The 15114-nt window shown below is 39.8% G+C and carries 12 protein-coding genes; 9 read left to right on the top strand and 3 right to left on the bottom strand.

Translation table 11 applies throughout. From position 1 onward, the window contains the following. Position 1: 1 nt before the first annotated feature. The 5 genes from gcvH (at position 2) to DFQ04_RS12840 (ending at position 3942) form a co-directional block, all read left to right on the top strand. Entirely contained in the window at positions 2–379 is a 378-nt protein-coding gene (gcvH, locus tag DFQ04_RS12860; protein ID WP_133556484.1) for a glycine cleavage system protein GcvH, read from the top strand. 47 nt (positions 380–426) lie between these two features. Beyond that, the gene (locus tag DFQ04_RS18500; RefSeq protein ID WP_394345583.1) at positions 427–759 is read left to right on the top strand and encodes a VanZ family protein; all 333 of its coding nucleotides are present in this window, start codon (positions 427–429) and stop codon (positions 757–759) included. 69 nt (positions 760–828) lie between these two features. Next, positions 829–1509, top strand: a complete 681-nt coding sequence (locus DFQ04_RS12850) for an energy transducer TonB (protein ID WP_133556481.1) — start codon at positions 829–831, stop codon at positions 1507–1509. A gap of 122 nt (positions 1510–1631) precedes the next feature. After that, complete coding sequence (locus DFQ04_RS12845; RefSeq protein ID WP_133556479.1) at positions 1632–2303, top strand: energy transducer TonB; 672 nt, start codon at positions 1632–1634, stop codon at positions 2301–2303. Between the two features lie 70 nt (positions 2304–2373). Continuing rightward, positions 2374–3942, top strand: coding sequence for an N-acyl-D-amino-acid deacylase family protein (locus DFQ04_RS12840; RefSeq protein ID WP_133556477.1), 1569 nt, complete (start codon positions 2374–2376; stop codon positions 3940–3942). Between the two features lie 9 nt (positions 3943–3951). On the opposite strand, the gene DFQ04_RS12835 is transcribed toward DFQ04_RS12840, so the two are convergent. The 3 genes from DFQ04_RS12835 to DFQ04_RS12825 are packed head-to-tail and all read right to left on the bottom strand — an operon-like array spanning position 3952 to position 9214. Next, entirely contained in the window at positions 3952–4830 is an 879-nt protein-coding gene (locus DFQ04_RS12835) for a YicC/YloC family endoribonuclease (protein ID WP_133556475.1), read from the bottom strand. Between the two features lie 11 nt (positions 4831–4841). Then, positions 4842–8129 carry a biopolymer transporter Tol gene (locus DFQ04_RS12830; protein ID WP_133556473.1) on the bottom strand — a complete coding sequence of 1096 codons (3288 nt, stop codon included), beginning with the start codon at positions 8127–8129 and terminating at the stop codon, positions 4842–4844. A gap of 20 nt (positions 8130–8149) precedes the next feature. Then, positions 8150–9214: an NAD(P)/FAD-dependent oxidoreductase gene (locus DFQ04_RS12825; RefSeq protein WP_243739683.1), complete on the bottom strand. Its 1065-nt coding sequence runs from the start codon at positions 9212–9214 to the stop codon at positions 8150–8152. Between DFQ04_RS12825 and DFQ04_RS12820 the strand changes: the two genes are divergently transcribed. Genes DFQ04_RS12820 through porV form a run of 4 tightly spaced genes read left to right on the top strand, consistent with a single transcriptional unit; the run spans position 9195 to position 15038 of the window. After that, positions 9195–9905: an MBL fold metallo-hydrolase gene (locus DFQ04_RS12820; RefSeq protein ID WP_243739682.1), complete on the top strand. Its 711-nt coding sequence runs from the start codon at positions 9195–9197 to the stop codon at positions 9903–9905. The genes DFQ04_RS12825 and DFQ04_RS12820 overlap by 20 nt on opposite strands. Then, positions 9902–10594 carry a CDP-diacylglycerol--serine O-phosphatidyltransferase gene (gene pssA / locus DFQ04_RS12815; protein ID WP_133556471.1) on the top strand — a complete coding sequence of 231 codons (693 nt, stop codon included), beginning with the start codon at positions 9902–9904 and terminating at the stop codon, positions 10592–10594. Before DFQ04_RS12820 ends, pssA begins: the two co-directional genes overlap by 4 nt. Then, positions 10591–13824, top strand: a complete 3234-nt coding sequence (gene porU, locus DFQ04_RS12810) for a type IX secretion system sortase PorU (protein WP_133556469.1) — start codon at positions 10591–10593, stop codon at positions 13822–13824. Before pssA ends, porU begins: the two co-directional genes overlap by 4 nt. Then, entirely contained in the window at positions 13821–15038 is a 1218-nt protein-coding gene (gene porV / locus DFQ04_RS12805) for a type IX secretion system outer membrane channel protein PorV (protein ID WP_133556467.1), read from the top strand. The genes porU and porV overlap by 4 nt, the downstream gene beginning before the upstream one ends. Positions 15039–15114: the final 76 nt, after the last annotated feature.

Below are 15114 nucleotides of genomic sequence, written 5' to 3'. Positions count from 1 at the left end.
AATGAATTTTCCTCAAGACCTTAAGTACACTAAAGACCACGAATGGGTAAAAATTGATGGTGATATCGCAACCATCGGAATTACTGATTTCGCTCAGAAAGAATTGGGCGATATTGTATATGTAGAAGTGGAAACAGTGGGTGAAACCATCGAAGCTGGTGAAGTTTTTGGAACAGTAGAAGCGGTGAAAACAGTTTCTGATCTATTCATGCCAGTAACTGGGGAAATCATTGAGTTTAACGAAGAATTAGAAGGCTCACCAGAAATGGTAAATGAAGCTCCATACGAAGGCGGATGGATGGTGAAAGTAAAAATCACAGGGGACCTTCCTGGAGATTTGCTGGATGCTGCGTCTTACGCTGAGCTGGTTGGAGAATAAGAAAAAAATTGAGACTAATTCTTGCCATAAGTTGGCTAGCGGTTCTGATGCGGGCTATGTTAAGCCCGGGAACTACATTTCCTGAAGTTGATTTATTTAATTTTCAGGATAAAGCCATCCATTGGATTGTATTCACAATTCAAAGCTATTTATGGTGCGGAGTTGGTCTAAAGAAAAAAACTCCAAGCCTATCTAGTACCAGGATTTGGATCAATTTCTTGATCTTTGGGGTGGGAGTTGGAATAATTCTCGAGTATTTACAACAATTTATTCCGTATAGGTCGTTTGACTATTTAGACATGATTGTCAATGTCCTAGGAGCAATTTCTGGTTTATTGATATATTTTAAGGTGCCATCTAACAAATACATCTTGGAATAATCTTCAATTATTATTAAAATTGTTAGCTTAAAATCGAAAAGATTAACCTGTATAAAAACCAATTAACTCATGGAAGCAAAAAAGACTCCAAGTGCTGACTTAACCAACAGGGTGGGAATGTTCACCAACCTTGGTTTGGCAGTAGCTGTAGGTCTCACACTTGCTGCCTTCGAATACAAATCATTTGACGATAGCAACTTGAAAGATCTTGGTGCTGTAAATGATAATTTCGAAGAATTGCTTGATGTGCCGATCACTGAACAGCCACCTCCACCTCCACCACCTCCACCAATGGAACAGCCTATCATTGAGGAAATTCCAGATGAGGTTAAGATCGATGAGAAAATTGAAGTAAACTTCGACGTGGACGTGAAGGAAACCACCGTAATTAAAGAAGTAGTGATTGCTGAAGCTCCCGTAGTAGAAAAGGCAGACGAAATCTTTGACGTAGTGGAAAACCAGCCTGAACCTCCAGGGGGAATGTCTGGATGGAACCAGTATCTTTCCAAGAACCTAAAGTACCCAACTCAAGCAAGAAGAATGGGTATCGAAGGTACTGTTATCGTGGTTTTCGTTATCAACACTGACGGTTCAATCCAAGACGTAGAAGTTCTTAGAGGAATCGGTGGAGGTTGCGATGAAGAAGCGGTAAGAGTAGTAAGCGAGGCTCCAAAATGGACACCAGGTAAGCAAAGAGGTCGTCCAGTTCGTACTCGAATGAGACTTCCAATCAGATTTAAACTGAGCTAAAATAATGAGACCCGAGAAATCGGGTCTTTTTTTTTGTACTTACCCAATCTTAAAAATTGTTAGAGAATTAGTTGATCTAAAGTGTTTTGATTAAATTTTTAATACACTAATTCTCTATCAGCATGGAAACCAAAAAAAATCCCAAAAAGGAAGTCCACAGATGGACGCACGCCTTTTTTAGTTTGGGACTGATGATTTCAGTCGGCGCTGTTTTGGTGGCTTTCGAATGGAAGTCTTATGAAGAAAAACCTATTTTAGAATTTGAAAATGGAATTCTTGATTTAAATGATTTCGAGGTACCCATAACTATTCAAGAACCTCCAAGGCAACCAGATCCAATTCAGATTCCAAAATTTGAAGAGATTGAGGATGATGAAGCAATTGAGGATAAAATCACCTTTGACCTGAATATTTCTCCGGAAACAGAAATTCCCGAAATCAAACTTGATGATCAGCCGCCGGTAATTGACAAAGGCGATGAGATCTATGACTACACTGAGGTTCAGGCAAGTTTCAAAGGAGGAATGGATGCTTGGTATGCCTATCTCAAGAAAAACCTTTCTTATCCTAAACTAGAGCAAAGAGCAGGAATAGAAGGAACTGTATTTATTCGATTTGTGATTAATCTGGATGGCAGTATCGAGGATGCAGAAGTGGTCCGGTCAGCCGGAGAAGGTCTGGATAATGCAGCAATGCAAGTGATCTTAAATTCCCCAAAATGGGAACCTGGAAGATTTCGAGGAAGGCCAGTCCGTTCAAGGATGACGATTCCTATCCGCTTTAAGCTTCAATAATTCATTCAAAAGCCTGCAAGACAAATGCAGGCTTTTCTTTTTATCTTGGTACAAACACCCGGACTTTCTTATGAGAAAATTAATTTCCCTCTTCCTGCCATTACTCTTTCTTATGGCCTGTAATACTGAACCTGAATTTGATTTGGTAATTCTAAATGGAAATATTTATGATGGATCAGGAGCCACATCCATTTCTGGAGATATAGGAGTAAAAGATGGGAAAATTGTGGCTGTAGGAAACTTAAAAAATAAAAAGGCCATTGAAACCATTGATGCGACTGGACTTGCAGTAGCACCTGGATTCATTGATATGCACACACATCTTGAGCCTATTAAAGAATTGCCGCAAATGGAAAGCCTGGTCCGACAAGGCGTTACTTTTTCCTTAGGCGGACCAGATGGCGGAGGACCATGGCCATTTGGAGAATACCTTTCTTCTTTAGACACATTTCCTTTAGGGCTAAACGTCGGCTATTTAGTGGGGCACAATACTATCCGCAATGAAATCATGGGGATGGAAGACCGGGATCCTACCGAGGAAGAATTAAATCAGCTGGAAGAAATGGTATCAATAGCCATGGAAGAAGGTGCCTTTGGAATTTCTACAGGTCTAAAATACTTGCCTGGTACTTTTTCAAAAGTGGATGAAGTCATCTCTTTGTCCAAAAAAGCATCCGAGAAAGGTGGCATTTATACCAGTCATTTGAGGGAGGAGGGATTAGGATTGATTGATGCGGTGCAAGAAGCTATTTTCATTTCACAGGAAGCCAAAATCCCCGTTATCCTAACCCATCATAAAGCAATTGGGGTAAAAATGTGGGGGCAAAGTGCCAAAACTCTGGCTTTGGTAGATTCTGCAAGAGCATCGGGTTTAGAAATTTTCATGGACCAATATCCCTATGCAGCAAGTCATACAGGAATAAGCGTTTTGATTCCCAGTTGGGCATTGGAGGGAGATAAATTTGAAGAAAGAGTAAATCACCCCCAGCTTCGAGAGAAAATTAAAGAAGGGATTATTTTTAATATTTTAAATGACCGGGGAGGTAGTGACCTTCGGAGAATTCAGTTTTCCAGAGTTTCTTGGAACAAAGAATTAGAGGGGAAAACCTTGCATGATTGGGCCATAGAATCTGGACTTGAACCTACAGTAGAAAATGGAGCAGAATTGGTCATTCAGGCGCAATTGAATGGAGGAACTGGTGCCATATACCACGCCATGGATGAGAAAGACGTGGAAAATATTATGAAACATCCCATGACTATGATTGGCTCAGATGGAAGGCTTAGCAGTCCAGGCGATGGCCATCCACACCCTAGAGCCTATGGGACATTCCCTAGAGTCTTGGGCCATTATTCCAGAGATTTGGGAATAATGCCATTGGAAATGGCTATTTATAAAATGACAGGGTTCCCCGCTCAGGTTTTAGGATTAAAGAATCGTGGAAAAATAGAAGTTGGGGCTATTGCTGACCTTTGCATATTCAATCCCAATACAGTCATAGATCAAGCCACATACATTGATCCACATCAATACCCAAAGGGTATCGATTACGTGATTGTCAATGGAATTATAGTCGTGGAATATGGAGCAATGTCTGGTAAGACTCCTGGGAAAGTCATCCGAAAGAACAAGCAGTAAAAGTCCTCATTAAAGGACGTTTAAAGACTGCTCTTTAATCTTTTCCAATTCATCTTTCATCAGGATTACATGTTTTTGGATTTCGGCATCATTGGCCTTAGAACCAATGGTATTGATTTCCCTGCCAATTTCCTGACTGATAAATCCTAGTTTTTTCCCTTGCTGACTATCCTCTTTCATAGTTTGAAGAAAATAGTTTAGGTGGGTTTCTAAACGGACGAGTTCCTCGGTAATATCTATCTTTTCAAAATAATAGATCAACTCCTGCTCAAATCGATTGGCATCAAAGGAATTTTCCTCCATCCATTGGGCAAAATGTCCTCTGATTCTTTGCTTGATCTTTTCTTTTCGCTGAGGATCTTCAATCTTGATTTTCTCAAGGCCCACCTGAATTAATTCAATACTTTCATGGAGCTTTTTATAGAGGGATGCCCCTTCGTCCTTTCTGAATCCATTGCATTTGATAAGAGCCTCATCTAATACCTTTTTCACGTATTCCCATTCCTCTCCCTCTTCTCGCTCTTGTGGGATTGTATTTATTACATTTGGCGCTTGAAGTGCTAGTTTAAACAAGTCACTTGGCTCCTCTCCTACTGAATTAGCCAAAGACTTAAACTCTTTAAAGTAGGTCTGAAAAAGCTCTTCATTAATGCTGACTGGAAGATTTTGTCCCCCTTTAGTTAAAAACTCAATCGATACATTCACCTTTCCCCTATCCAAATGAGCTTGAACCAAATTCCGGATTTCAGGCTCTTTATCGGCAAACTGCCTTGGACTACGAATGGATAAATCTAAAAATTTAGAGTTGAGCGAACGAACTTCTACCTGAACAACCATTTGCTCATTCTCCAATCCGGCTACTCCAAAGCCGGTCATTGATTTGATCATTTTTTAGGGGATTAGAAATTATAGCCCAAAGTAAAGTAAAACTTCAAATCTTCTGTTTGATAGTTTCGAATTGGACGGGCTACATCAAATTTTACATAATAATTCAACAGAACTGTTCGTAATCCGGCGCCATAGCTTTGAAGCCAAGGATTATTAAAGTTATTCAAAGTGATCTCAAATGGAGATCCTGGGGTATTGATGACTTCCGTATTTTGATCATTTACTTTCTCCCAAGGATGGAAATCATTCCAGGCGGAGCCAATGTCATAGAAACCGACTAATTGGAAGTTTCGGATAAAATTGGAAGTAATATTTCCTCTAGTCAGATAGGAGAAAACCGGAAGCCTAAGCTCTGTGGTGAAAGTAATCACATTTCTTCCCCGAATCTCATCGTAGTCAAAACCTCTTAAATCAACGAATTCTGCGAAAAGCAAATTGGAATTTTCAGAACCAGTCGGATTTCTTACTGGAGAAGGTTCAGGACGATTTGCCGGTGGTTGATAGAAATCATTGAATAACCAATTGTCCATGCCTCCGACCAAATAATTCTGAGGATTTCTCCCCATAAAGGAACCCACATAAAGTTTGGAAGCTAAAATGATATTCTTATGGATTCTCTGGAAGTTTCTCAAATCCAAATAGAAATTGCTAAAGGATCTATCTCCATTATTCAAGCCTTGGTAGTGAACAAAACCAACCTTTCCTTTCAAACCTGTAAAAGTATAAAGCCCTAAAGGCTGAGTCCTGTCGTAGACAAACTCTGCCTTCCCACCCACATAGTTGACATTAAACTGGTTCTGGTCAGGGTCTTTTCCAAAAATGATAGAATCAGGATTTAGGTTGAAATATTGGGTTTTGGCAACAAATGGAGCTGCATAGAACCTGGAATTGATATTCAGTGGATAGGAAACCCCAGCCTCTACCTTAGTCAAAACATATTTTTGGAAGGTAATATCACTTTCCTCGACTCGGATAGTTTTCCTATCAAACCTGCCTCTAAAGTCCAAGCGACTTTTCAGGTATTCATATTCAAACCAAATATCCCCTCCGGAATTGAAATCCAATGAAGTCATTATTCCTCCCATAAATACATGGTTATCCAGGATATCGGTCATTTTACCATTCATGCTGATTCCGAATCCTCTAAGTGGATCGACAACAAAATGTGTATTGATATTATTGGTAAAAAACTGAGGTTCCATCTGTCTTGGACCCGTCACACGTTTTTGCAGACTTTGTCTTCTAAAGGCATCCAATAAACTGACTCTATTCCCTTCATTTGCATTTTGAACTTGAGGAGTCGTCGGAGGCAGGGTGTCAAAAACATAATTTTCAGTATTGACCCCACGGCGATTTTCGAATCTCAATCTTTCAAGACTGATGGAAGATGTTTTGTTTTGAGTTGTATCTGCTTTAATCTCCTGAACTGGAACTGGAGCAGGTTTTTCTTCTTCTACTTTTTCAGTTTGGTTGGCTCTTGCCTCCAATAATCTCCTGGCAGCCAATCGTTCATTTAAATCCTTTGCCTGAGCCAACTGGATTCTTGGGGTACTTGGAGTAAATTGATCAGCGCCACTATATCCTTCTATGAATAGGTGAGCAGTCTTTCCATCTCGGATAGAATAAGCCATTCTATTCATTCGGCTATTTACATCAAATACCTCTACACTCTTACCGAAAGCTGAAATCTGATTTGATAGTTGATTTCCGATATTTAGCCTCATCAGGTTATTAATCCCACTTAAATCACTGAGGTAAACCATCGTGTTATTATTCACCTTTCGAGGCAACAAATTCTTGCTATTCGTGTTGGTAAGCTTGGTGAAAATTGTGGTATCCTTTTGCACCTGAACCATGTATAGGTTATAAATATCAGGAAGCACCTTCAGGTCAGGCGTAGCGGTCATCACCGAATCCGGGAGCTCGGTAAAATTGGTAGAATAAATGATTGTTGAGTCATTCAAAAAAGCTGGGGTCAACTCGTCGAAAAGATCATTGGTTAGCCTTTTCCCTTGTCCTCTAACATTCAGTGTGTAGATATCCGATTTTCCGTTAGAAATCGCCGATAGTACCATATTGGTACCTTTTTCATTGAAGCTCAGGCTGGTAATCTGAGTAATATTTCTGAGGAAAATCTTATCCTGGGAGCTCCCGTCAATTGACCGCAACCTCAACGTGGTAAAACCTCTTTTGAAGGATGCTATTGCAATATTTGCAGAATCTCTCCAAGCAACAACGGGAGAATATAGATTAGGAGGTAATTCATCATAGGTGGCGCCTCCTGCAAAAACAGTTTGCTCCAAACCAGAAGAAAGCTCTCTTACAATTACTTTAAACTTTCCCCCATTATTTATTACATAGGCAAGGTTTAGCCCATCTGGACTAAACTTAATATCTGCAATGGAACCTCCAATCCTGGAAGATGTATTTGCCACTGACGATTGGGTATTTACCTCCTTAAAAGTTGAAAAAACAGGCTCGCTTACCTTCAGGTAATAACTTTTCCAGTCGTCAAAAAACACTTTAGCATTGACGCCAATTGTGTTGGCAATACTATTTTCTTCATTTCTATTGATTCGAGACAAGTTCAAAATACTGGAAACATATCTCCTTCCGTACCGCTCTGCGATATAGTTCCAAATGGATTGCCCCACCAAGCCAGCCTCTGCTCCGGTAAGACTTAAAATTTTTGGATTATCATTTTCTTTCAAATAGTAGCGAATGAAATCATCCATTTCACGGCTCCATCCTTTAGCTAAGTAGAGAGAGATTCCATCTATATACCATTCAGGGAAATCATTAACCAAATTAGATTGAAATGCATCGGAGACAGATGCCCCGTATAGCATTTCTTTGATGATAACTTTTGAGGTAGCTTGAATTAAATCTTCCTTAAACAGGTCTATTCTTCCTTTATATGCGACTTCAGCGATAAGCCGAGTAAATTTTGTTTGACCATCAATGGTATATTGGTTGGCATTGATGTCGAGATTACTCTGAAGTCTTTCCTCTGGGGAATTGTAGATGTAAATTTTTGGTTTGGTATAGGCTACATAGCCTATGTTTTGAGTTAATCGATCAAACTCAGCCTCCAAATATTCAATAGCCATTTTGGCATGAGGACCTCCTCTATCGTAATAGTAAACCTCAAAATTATTCGAGGAATAAAAATACCATTTGATCTCTTTGTGCTGAACCCTGTTTTTTCCAAACCGCTCTTGATCGAATTGCCCATAAGCAAGCGACCCTGCAAACATTAAAACAAGTACTAAAAGAAACCGCAAAACTGTGAACCGCATGCGAAGAAATTTGATCAGATTTAAATATACTTAAAATACCTTTTGATATCTACCTCAGTGTCCAAAGGTCGATTTTCAATAAGAAAATCTCTCATCATCGCACTGAAGTATGGAGTTAATGAGACTCCTTTGGCACCAAATCCATTGAAGATGTAAACGCCAGCTTCGATAGGATGTTTTCCCAAAAATGGTTTCCTGTCTTTTGTCGCTGGCCTGATTCCATGTCGATGACTTTTGATACTTTTTATAGGAACTCGAACGAGATGCTCAAGTTTGGTAATTAACTCATTTTTTGCACTTTCTGTTGGTCCAATTTCCAAATCATGCCAAGTGTAAGTAGATCCCACGCGAAATACTCCCTCTTCCAAAGGAACTCGAAACACTCCCCGATTGATAATCCAAGCTGGATCAAAATCCTGTTCCACCTCCAAAATCTCCCCCTTCACCGGAGCAAAAGGCAAAAAAGAAAAAAACCTGGACTTCATTGCCGCTAAGCCATTGCAATAAATTATCCCCCGAAAGGAAAAATCCTTGTAGTTCCATCCATTGGATGTTTTCTCCAACAACTCCTCTTCAAAATTTTCCAGCTTCAATTTTTCTCCAAAATGCTTAGCCATTCCCTCCAAATAGGTTGGGATATCAAGCCATCCGGATTTTTTCAACAAAACTCCTCCAAAGGGATCTCGGAGTTCGGGGTGTTGACTTTCTGTGAAAATTTCTTCGATAAACAGATGAATCAAAGGATCACTGGAATGTCCCATCCATTCATTTTGCTCCTCGATGGAAAGAAAGGGTCGATAGATATTTTTTTCAATGAGAAAGTCGGATCCGATTTTCTGCTCCAACTCTATATAAAATTGCTCAAGCTCTGGAAAAAGCTTTTCGGCGATCCAGGATTTCACCATTTTTTTCCCTGTGACTGGATTATATAAACCTGCCGCCACACGGCTACTTTGATTTTTTTCCGGCTGGTCGAGTATCAAAATCCGCATTCCAGCCTGCTCAAGCCTGTATGCCAGAGCCGTACCCGCCAAGCCTTGTCCAATAAGTAAAAAATCAAGTTCCATGGCCCAAAGTAAATCCATATTTCCTTATTTTGCCGTCCTTCAGAGGACTTTTCCTATGCTTTCTATCCACAAATTCACCTTTAATCCATTTCAGGAAAATACCTATGTCATCCACGATGAAGATGGAATTGCCGCCATCATCGATCCAGGATGCTTCACTCACGCGGAAAGGACTGAATTAGAAAACTTTATCCAAGAGAACCGACTAGAACCCAAATTGCTACTCAATACCCATTGTCATATTGACCATGTTTTGGGGAATGCCTGGGTAAAAAGAAAATGGAATCTTCAATTGGGATTGCATAAAAATGAAGTACCCGTTTTGAAATCTGTAGAAGTTTATGCCCCGAATTATGGATTTCAGGGATATGAATCCTCTGAAGGAGACTACTTCATAGAAGAAGGACAAGAAATCGCTATCGGAAAGGAAAAATTGAAAGTTTTATTCGTTCCTGGTCATGCCCCAGGACATGTGGTCTTCTATCATAAGGAAAGTGGACAATGCATCGGCGGCGATACACTTTTCAGAGCAAGCATTGGCAGAACTGATCTTCCGGGAGGAAATCACCATCTTTTGCTTACCAAAATAAAGTCTGAATTATTCTCACTTCCAGATGAAACTGTCATTTATTCAGGCCATGGACCGGAAACAACCGTAGGTTTCGAAAGAATTCACAACCCCTTTGTGGGAGAAAGAGCCAGCTATTGAAAATTAAAGCACACATACCCAACACCATCACCTTGCTCAATCTTCTAACTGGAGCTATTGGGATAATATTTGTTTTGAAAGGTGAGATTTTATCCGGAGCAATCTTCGTTTTGATGGCTGCTGGATTCGATTTTTTGGATGGAATGGCGGCGAGAATCCTAAAAGTTCAAAGTAATCTTGGAAAGGAATTGGATTCCTTGGCTGATGTAGTTTCATTCGGGGTTTTACCAGGATTTATTCTTTATAAAATGGCTGAAAGCTCAAATCCGGAAAACTGGCTTCCTTATTTGACTCTTATTGTCCCCATGCTTTCTGCCTATAGATTGGCAAAATTCAATTTGGATGCCAGACAAAGTGATCGGTTTATTGGATTACCAACTCCAGCCAATGCTTTATTTATCAGCACTCTGCCTCATTTAGCTCTACTTTGGCCCAAGGTAGGTGAAGTCCTGAATTCTCAATTTATTCTTATTGGAATAGCATGGATCTTTTCAATTCTTTTAATCGCTGAGATTCCATTAATCGCACTGAAGTTTAAAAATTTCAAAATCAGGGAGAACCTCTTTCGCTTTCTTCTGATAGTTATCAGTTTAGCTTCCTTTGCAATTCTACAATTGGGAGGAATCCCTTTGATCATCTTAGCGTATATTGGATTATCTCTAGTTGAAAATGCAATAGGGCGTGAATGAGCGGCATCAGGTGGATCAAGAATATCTTTTGTGGAATCGGAATAATTTGGTCCGGTGCGGTCAATGCTCAATTTTTTGAGGCAAAAGTTGTAGAATCCGGGATTTATAAAGTTTCCTTAGAGGAAGCTAGAAAATTGGGTTTTTCAGATCTTTCAGAACTTACTTTTTATGGTTTCCCAGGCATGCTGCCTCAAAAATTGGATTCAATCCAATTGTCTTTGCAGGAAATCCCTTCTTTTCAAAATGGAAATGAATTATTGGTTTTTCTCCAAGGTCCTCATCAAATCCAATGGAGCCCAGATCAAAAAATCAGTTATCAGCATCATCTGTACACCGATACGCTGAGTTATCTCATCGGGAAAAAGGCCAATCCAAAAAGAATAGAAAAAAAATCCATCAGCGAAACTACTCCATCAAGCCAAGTTCTTTATCGCTTCTTTTCTCAAAAAGAAGAGATAACCAACATCTTGGAATCAGGAAGAGAATGGTACTCCCTCCCCATCCGACAAGGCCAAAGTCTAAATTTGAATTTCGGATTACGATCTGAGGCTTCGGAAAATTGGATTATTTCTTCCCGAGTCATGGGCCAATCCACAAGTTCAAGTACGATGAGAATGCTGACCGGAAATCAGCTCATCCAGGAAATCGCATTTTCCCCTATCTCATCTAATATCTATGGAATTAAAGGTGATCCCAGAGATTTTCAAATTGAATTCGCACCTTCGGGAGGTCAACTTTCCCAACTCCGATTTACTTACCAAGGTACCGGCTCCAATTCGGCTGGCTTTTTAGATCAGGTGACAGTGGCAGTTCCATTCACAAGAGAAAATTGGAAAAATGGAGTTTTCAGGCATTTTGAGGAACAAATCATTCAAATTCCTGAAGGTGTTTTTGCTATAGAAATCTCAGATTTCTATTCTCCTATTGCAGTGGAAGGATCTTTTTCAAAAGGAAAATCTTGGGCCATATATTCAAGTAATGAAATTCCCAAGCTTTCTATTTCAGGCCCAATTCGTCTTGAGTTAAGACAATCAGCGAGCAAATCTGCTTTCCTGATTATCGCTCCATCTTCACTACTTTCCTCCGCTAAAAAACTTCAAAGTCATAAGCAATCACTTGGGCTGAAAACTTCAGTTGTAAGTCTTGAGGATATTTTCGATTCATTTGGCTATGGAAATAGAGATGTAAGCGCTATTCGCAATTTTATCGCTTGGGAATATCATCAAGGAAAAACTTTGAAAAATGTTCTGATCCTTGGAAAAGGCACATTTGATTACAAAAGAATTCTTGGAGGAAGGCCAAACTTGGTGCCTATTTATACCAGCAGAAGTAGCCTTGACCCACTTTCTACCTATAGTTCAGATGATTATTATGCCCTTTTGGATTGGGGACAAGGAGAATGGAAAGAAGATCGCCAAGGGGATGAACTTTTAAAAATCGGGATAGGGCGAATTCCTGCTATAAATTTTACTGAGGCCAACGAAAGCATAGAAAAAATCATCGCCTATGAAACTTCACCCGAGAAAGGTGATTGGAAAAGGAATATAACTTTTGTGGCGGATGATGGAGACAATAATATTCATTTGAGAGATGCTGAAAATCACGCAAACTACCTTGCAGAAAACCATCTGGAATTCTTAAGCTCTAAACTTTACCTCGATAGATTTGAGCAAGAGAAAAACGGAACACAGCAATCCTCACCTCAAGCTAAAATGGCCTTGCAAAAGGCTTTAGACGAAGGCACACTTTTGCTGAACTACATCGGACATGGCAATGAAACTACCCTAACCGCGGAGGAAATATTCAAGGTTTCAGATTTAGAAAATTGGGCAACCCAGAAGCGATTGGCTATTTGGATGACGGCGACTTGTGAATTTGGACGTTTTGATAGCCCTTTTATTCGATCAGCGGCTGAAGAATTACTTTTTGCCAAAGGCAAAGGGGCTATTTCATTGCTATCTACTGGCCGTCCAGTTTTTAGTAGTATTAATTTTTCACTCAATCAGGCCTTTATCCAGGAGTTTCTCAAAAAGGAAAATGGGGTTTATCAGGATTTGGGGACTATTTACAAAAACACCAAGAACAAGAGTCAGAATGGAGCCCTGAATAGAAATTTTGCCTTAATCGGCGATCCTAGCTTAAAACTTCCACTCTCAGAATCGGGAATCAAATTAGACGAGATCAAAAGTATTGGTGATGAAAATCCTGCAGATACCCTTTCTTCATTTCAGGAAATAATCTTAAAAGCAAGTGTCATCGATCCACTCACCGAGGCTAACTTATCTGGGTTCAATGGAGATTATGAAATTGAAATCAGGGATAAGCCTGTAGAAGTTGAAACCTTAGGTGATGAGAGTTCTAAAACCAATTTCAAAGAGGAGTCAACTCTAATTTTCAAAGGAAGGGGAAAGGTTAATTCGGGAAATCTAGAATCAAGATTCTTTATCCCAAAAAACATAAACCCAGAATTTGGAATGGGAAAAATCCGGATTCTTGCCCGGGAAGAAAATTCGGGGCAAGAAGCATTTGGGGTAAAAGAAATCGTCATTGGAGGAGAATCTGACATTCCTTCAGATACCAAAGGTCCCGAAATACTTCCTAAAATCAACCAATTGGCCGCACCTCCCTTCATTTTCCCAACTACGTCAATTGAATTAACCCTCGAGCTTGAAGATGAAAGTGGAATAAATGTATCAGCGTTCAACCCGAACCAATTGCTCTCCGTTGGAGTAAACGAACTTAATCCCGAGTATTTGGGTAATTTATTCATTACGCAAAATGGGGAATATAAAAAAGGAAGCTTAACGACCAGGATTAATGGCTTGAAAGAAGGATTGAATAGCATTGAGATTTTTGCTTGGGATAATGTGGGTAACGGAAGTAGAAAAACGATTGAAGTGGAAATACGTGGGAGCGGGAGCGCAAAAATTCTTTCCCACAAGGTCTATCCTAATCCGGCTTTTGAAAAAGCCAACTTTGAAATCACCCATAATAGACCCAATGAAAACCTTTTGCTCACTTTAGAGATTTATTCTTTGAGCGGAAGTATACTATTTTCGGAGAGTATTCGTTTAGTCAGAGCACAGGAGAAAATTGAAAATTTGTCTTGGAAATTTTTCCAAAACCAAACCAAAATTCCAGCAAAAGGAACTTATATTTACAACTTATGGCTTCAATCAGAACTAGACTTAAGTTCGGACTTTAGAAGCGGGAAACTGGTAATCGAATGAAAATAAGAACCGATATAGTCAAGAAGGGCAGTTTGATTTTTGGATTGCTATTGGCTGGTTTTTCAACTTTTGGACAAAACAGTGTAATCATCTCTGGTCAAGATCCTAACAGACGTGTGATCACTACTGCTGTGCCTTTTTTAAATTTTGCGCCAGACTCCAGACATTCAGGAATGGGTGATGTAGGTGTAGCCACTTCCCCAGACGCCAACTCAGCTCATTGGAACTCAGGAAAACTTGCTTTCATCAAAGACGATTTAGGTTTTTCATTGTCCTATTCCCCTTGGCTTGGGAAGCTGGTAAATGATATGTCATTGAGCTATTTGACAGGTTTTAAGAAAATTGACGAGTTTTCTGCTTTTTCATTTGACTTGAGATACTTCAACATGGGAGATATCCAATTGACAGATGGAAGAGGAAACGAATTAGGAGAATTCAATCCTAGAGATATCGCAATCGGCGGAACGTACTCCAGAAAGCTTTCGCAAAACTTCGGCTTGGGCATTTCAGCTAGATTCATTCATTCCAACCTTTCTGGAAATATTTCTAACTCAACCGGAGGAAATGAAGCAAAAGCAGGAATAAGTGTGGGAGCGGATATTGGACTTTATTATCAAAAACCAACCATCATCGGATCCAAAGAAGGTTCTTGGGCATGGGGCGTTGCAATTACCAACATCGGTCCAAAAATCACCTACAACAGCGCTGAAGATCTAGATTACATTCCGACCAATTTTAGAATAGGAACTACGTACGGGATTTTCTTTGACGAAAACAATAAGCTTTTCCTTTCCTTGGATTTGAATAAACTGCTGGTTCCAACCCCTCCTATTTATCTTACCAATGAGGATGGAACATTGGCCACAGATGAAAATGGAAACCTGATCATTCAGGCGGGAAAAGACCCTAATAGAGCCTTGATTTCAGGTATGTTTGGTTCATTTGCAGATGCTCCGGATGGATTTTCTGAAGAAATGAAAGAGTTTACCGTATCATTTGGTGCAGAATACATGTACGCTGACAAGTTTGCTCTTCGAACCGGATATTTTTACGAAAACCAAAGTAAGGGCGGAAGAAAATACTTCACGATGGGCTTGGGTCTAGATCTAAACCGAATCGGCATTGATTTCTCCTATCTAGTTCCTCAAACACAAAATCACCCACTTGCAGAAACACTTCGTTTCTCTCTTCTTTACACCATTTCCAGTAATTAATGCTACTTGACAGATCCAAGGCTCCCGAATTTGTTATTCCGGGGGACTTTGATATTTCAAATCCCACTGAGTTTCA

Origin of the sequence: Algoriphagus boseongensis (assembly GCF_004362805.1) — a bacterium.
GTDB classification, from domain to species: Bacteria; Bacteroidota; Bacteroidia; order Cytophagales; family Cyclobacteriaceae; genus Algoriphagus; species Algoriphagus boseongensis.
The sequence above is the reverse complement of the archived record's forward strand: the minus strand, read 5'-3'. Positions and strand labels throughout refer to the sequence as shown.

What these genes read in the sequence shown, in the direction of transcription:
- porV (WP_133556467.1), top strand. Translation starts at nt 13,821, where the DNA reads ATGAAAATAAGAACCGATATAGTCAAGAAGGGCAGTTTGATTTTTGGA.
- DFQ04_RS12850 (WP_133556481.1), top strand. Translation starts at nt 829, where the DNA reads ATGGAAGCAAAAAAGACTCCAAGTGCTGACTTAACCAACAGGGTGGGA.
- DFQ04_RS12835 (WP_133556475.1), bottom strand. Translation starts at nt 4,830, where the DNA reads ATGATCAAATCAATGACCGGCTTTGGAGTAGCCGGATTGGAGAATGAG.
- DFQ04_RS12830 (WP_133556473.1), bottom strand. Translation starts at nt 8,129, where the DNA reads ATGCGGTTCACAGTTTTGCGGTTTCTTTTAGTACTTGTTTTAATGTTT.
- DFQ04_RS12820 (WP_243739682.1), top strand. Translation starts at nt 9,195, where the DNA reads ATGGCCCAAAGTAAATCCATATTTCCTTATTTTGCCGTCCTTCAGAGG.
- porU (WP_133556469.1), top strand. Translation starts at nt 10,591, where the DNA reads ATGAGCGGCATCAGGTGGATCAAGAATATCTTTTGTGGAATCGGAATA.
- gcvH (WP_133556484.1), top strand. Translation starts at nt 2, where the DNA reads ATGAATTTTCCTCAAGACCTTAAGTACACTAAAGACCACGAATGGGTA.
- DFQ04_RS18500 (WP_394345583.1), top strand. Translation starts at nt 427, where the DNA reads ATGCGGGCTATGTTAAGCCCGGGAACTACATTTCCTGAAGTTGATTTA.
- DFQ04_RS12825 (WP_243739683.1), bottom strand. Translation starts at nt 9,214, where the DNA reads ATGGATTTACTTTGGGCCATGGAACTTGATTTTTTACTTATTGGACAA.
- DFQ04_RS12840 (WP_133556477.1), top strand. Translation starts at nt 2,374, where the DNA reads ATGAGAAAATTAATTTCCCTCTTCCTGCCATTACTCTTTCTTATGGCC.
- DFQ04_RS12845 (WP_133556479.1), top strand. Translation starts at nt 1,632, where the DNA reads ATGGAAACCAAAAAAAATCCCAAAAAGGAAGTCCACAGATGGACGCAC.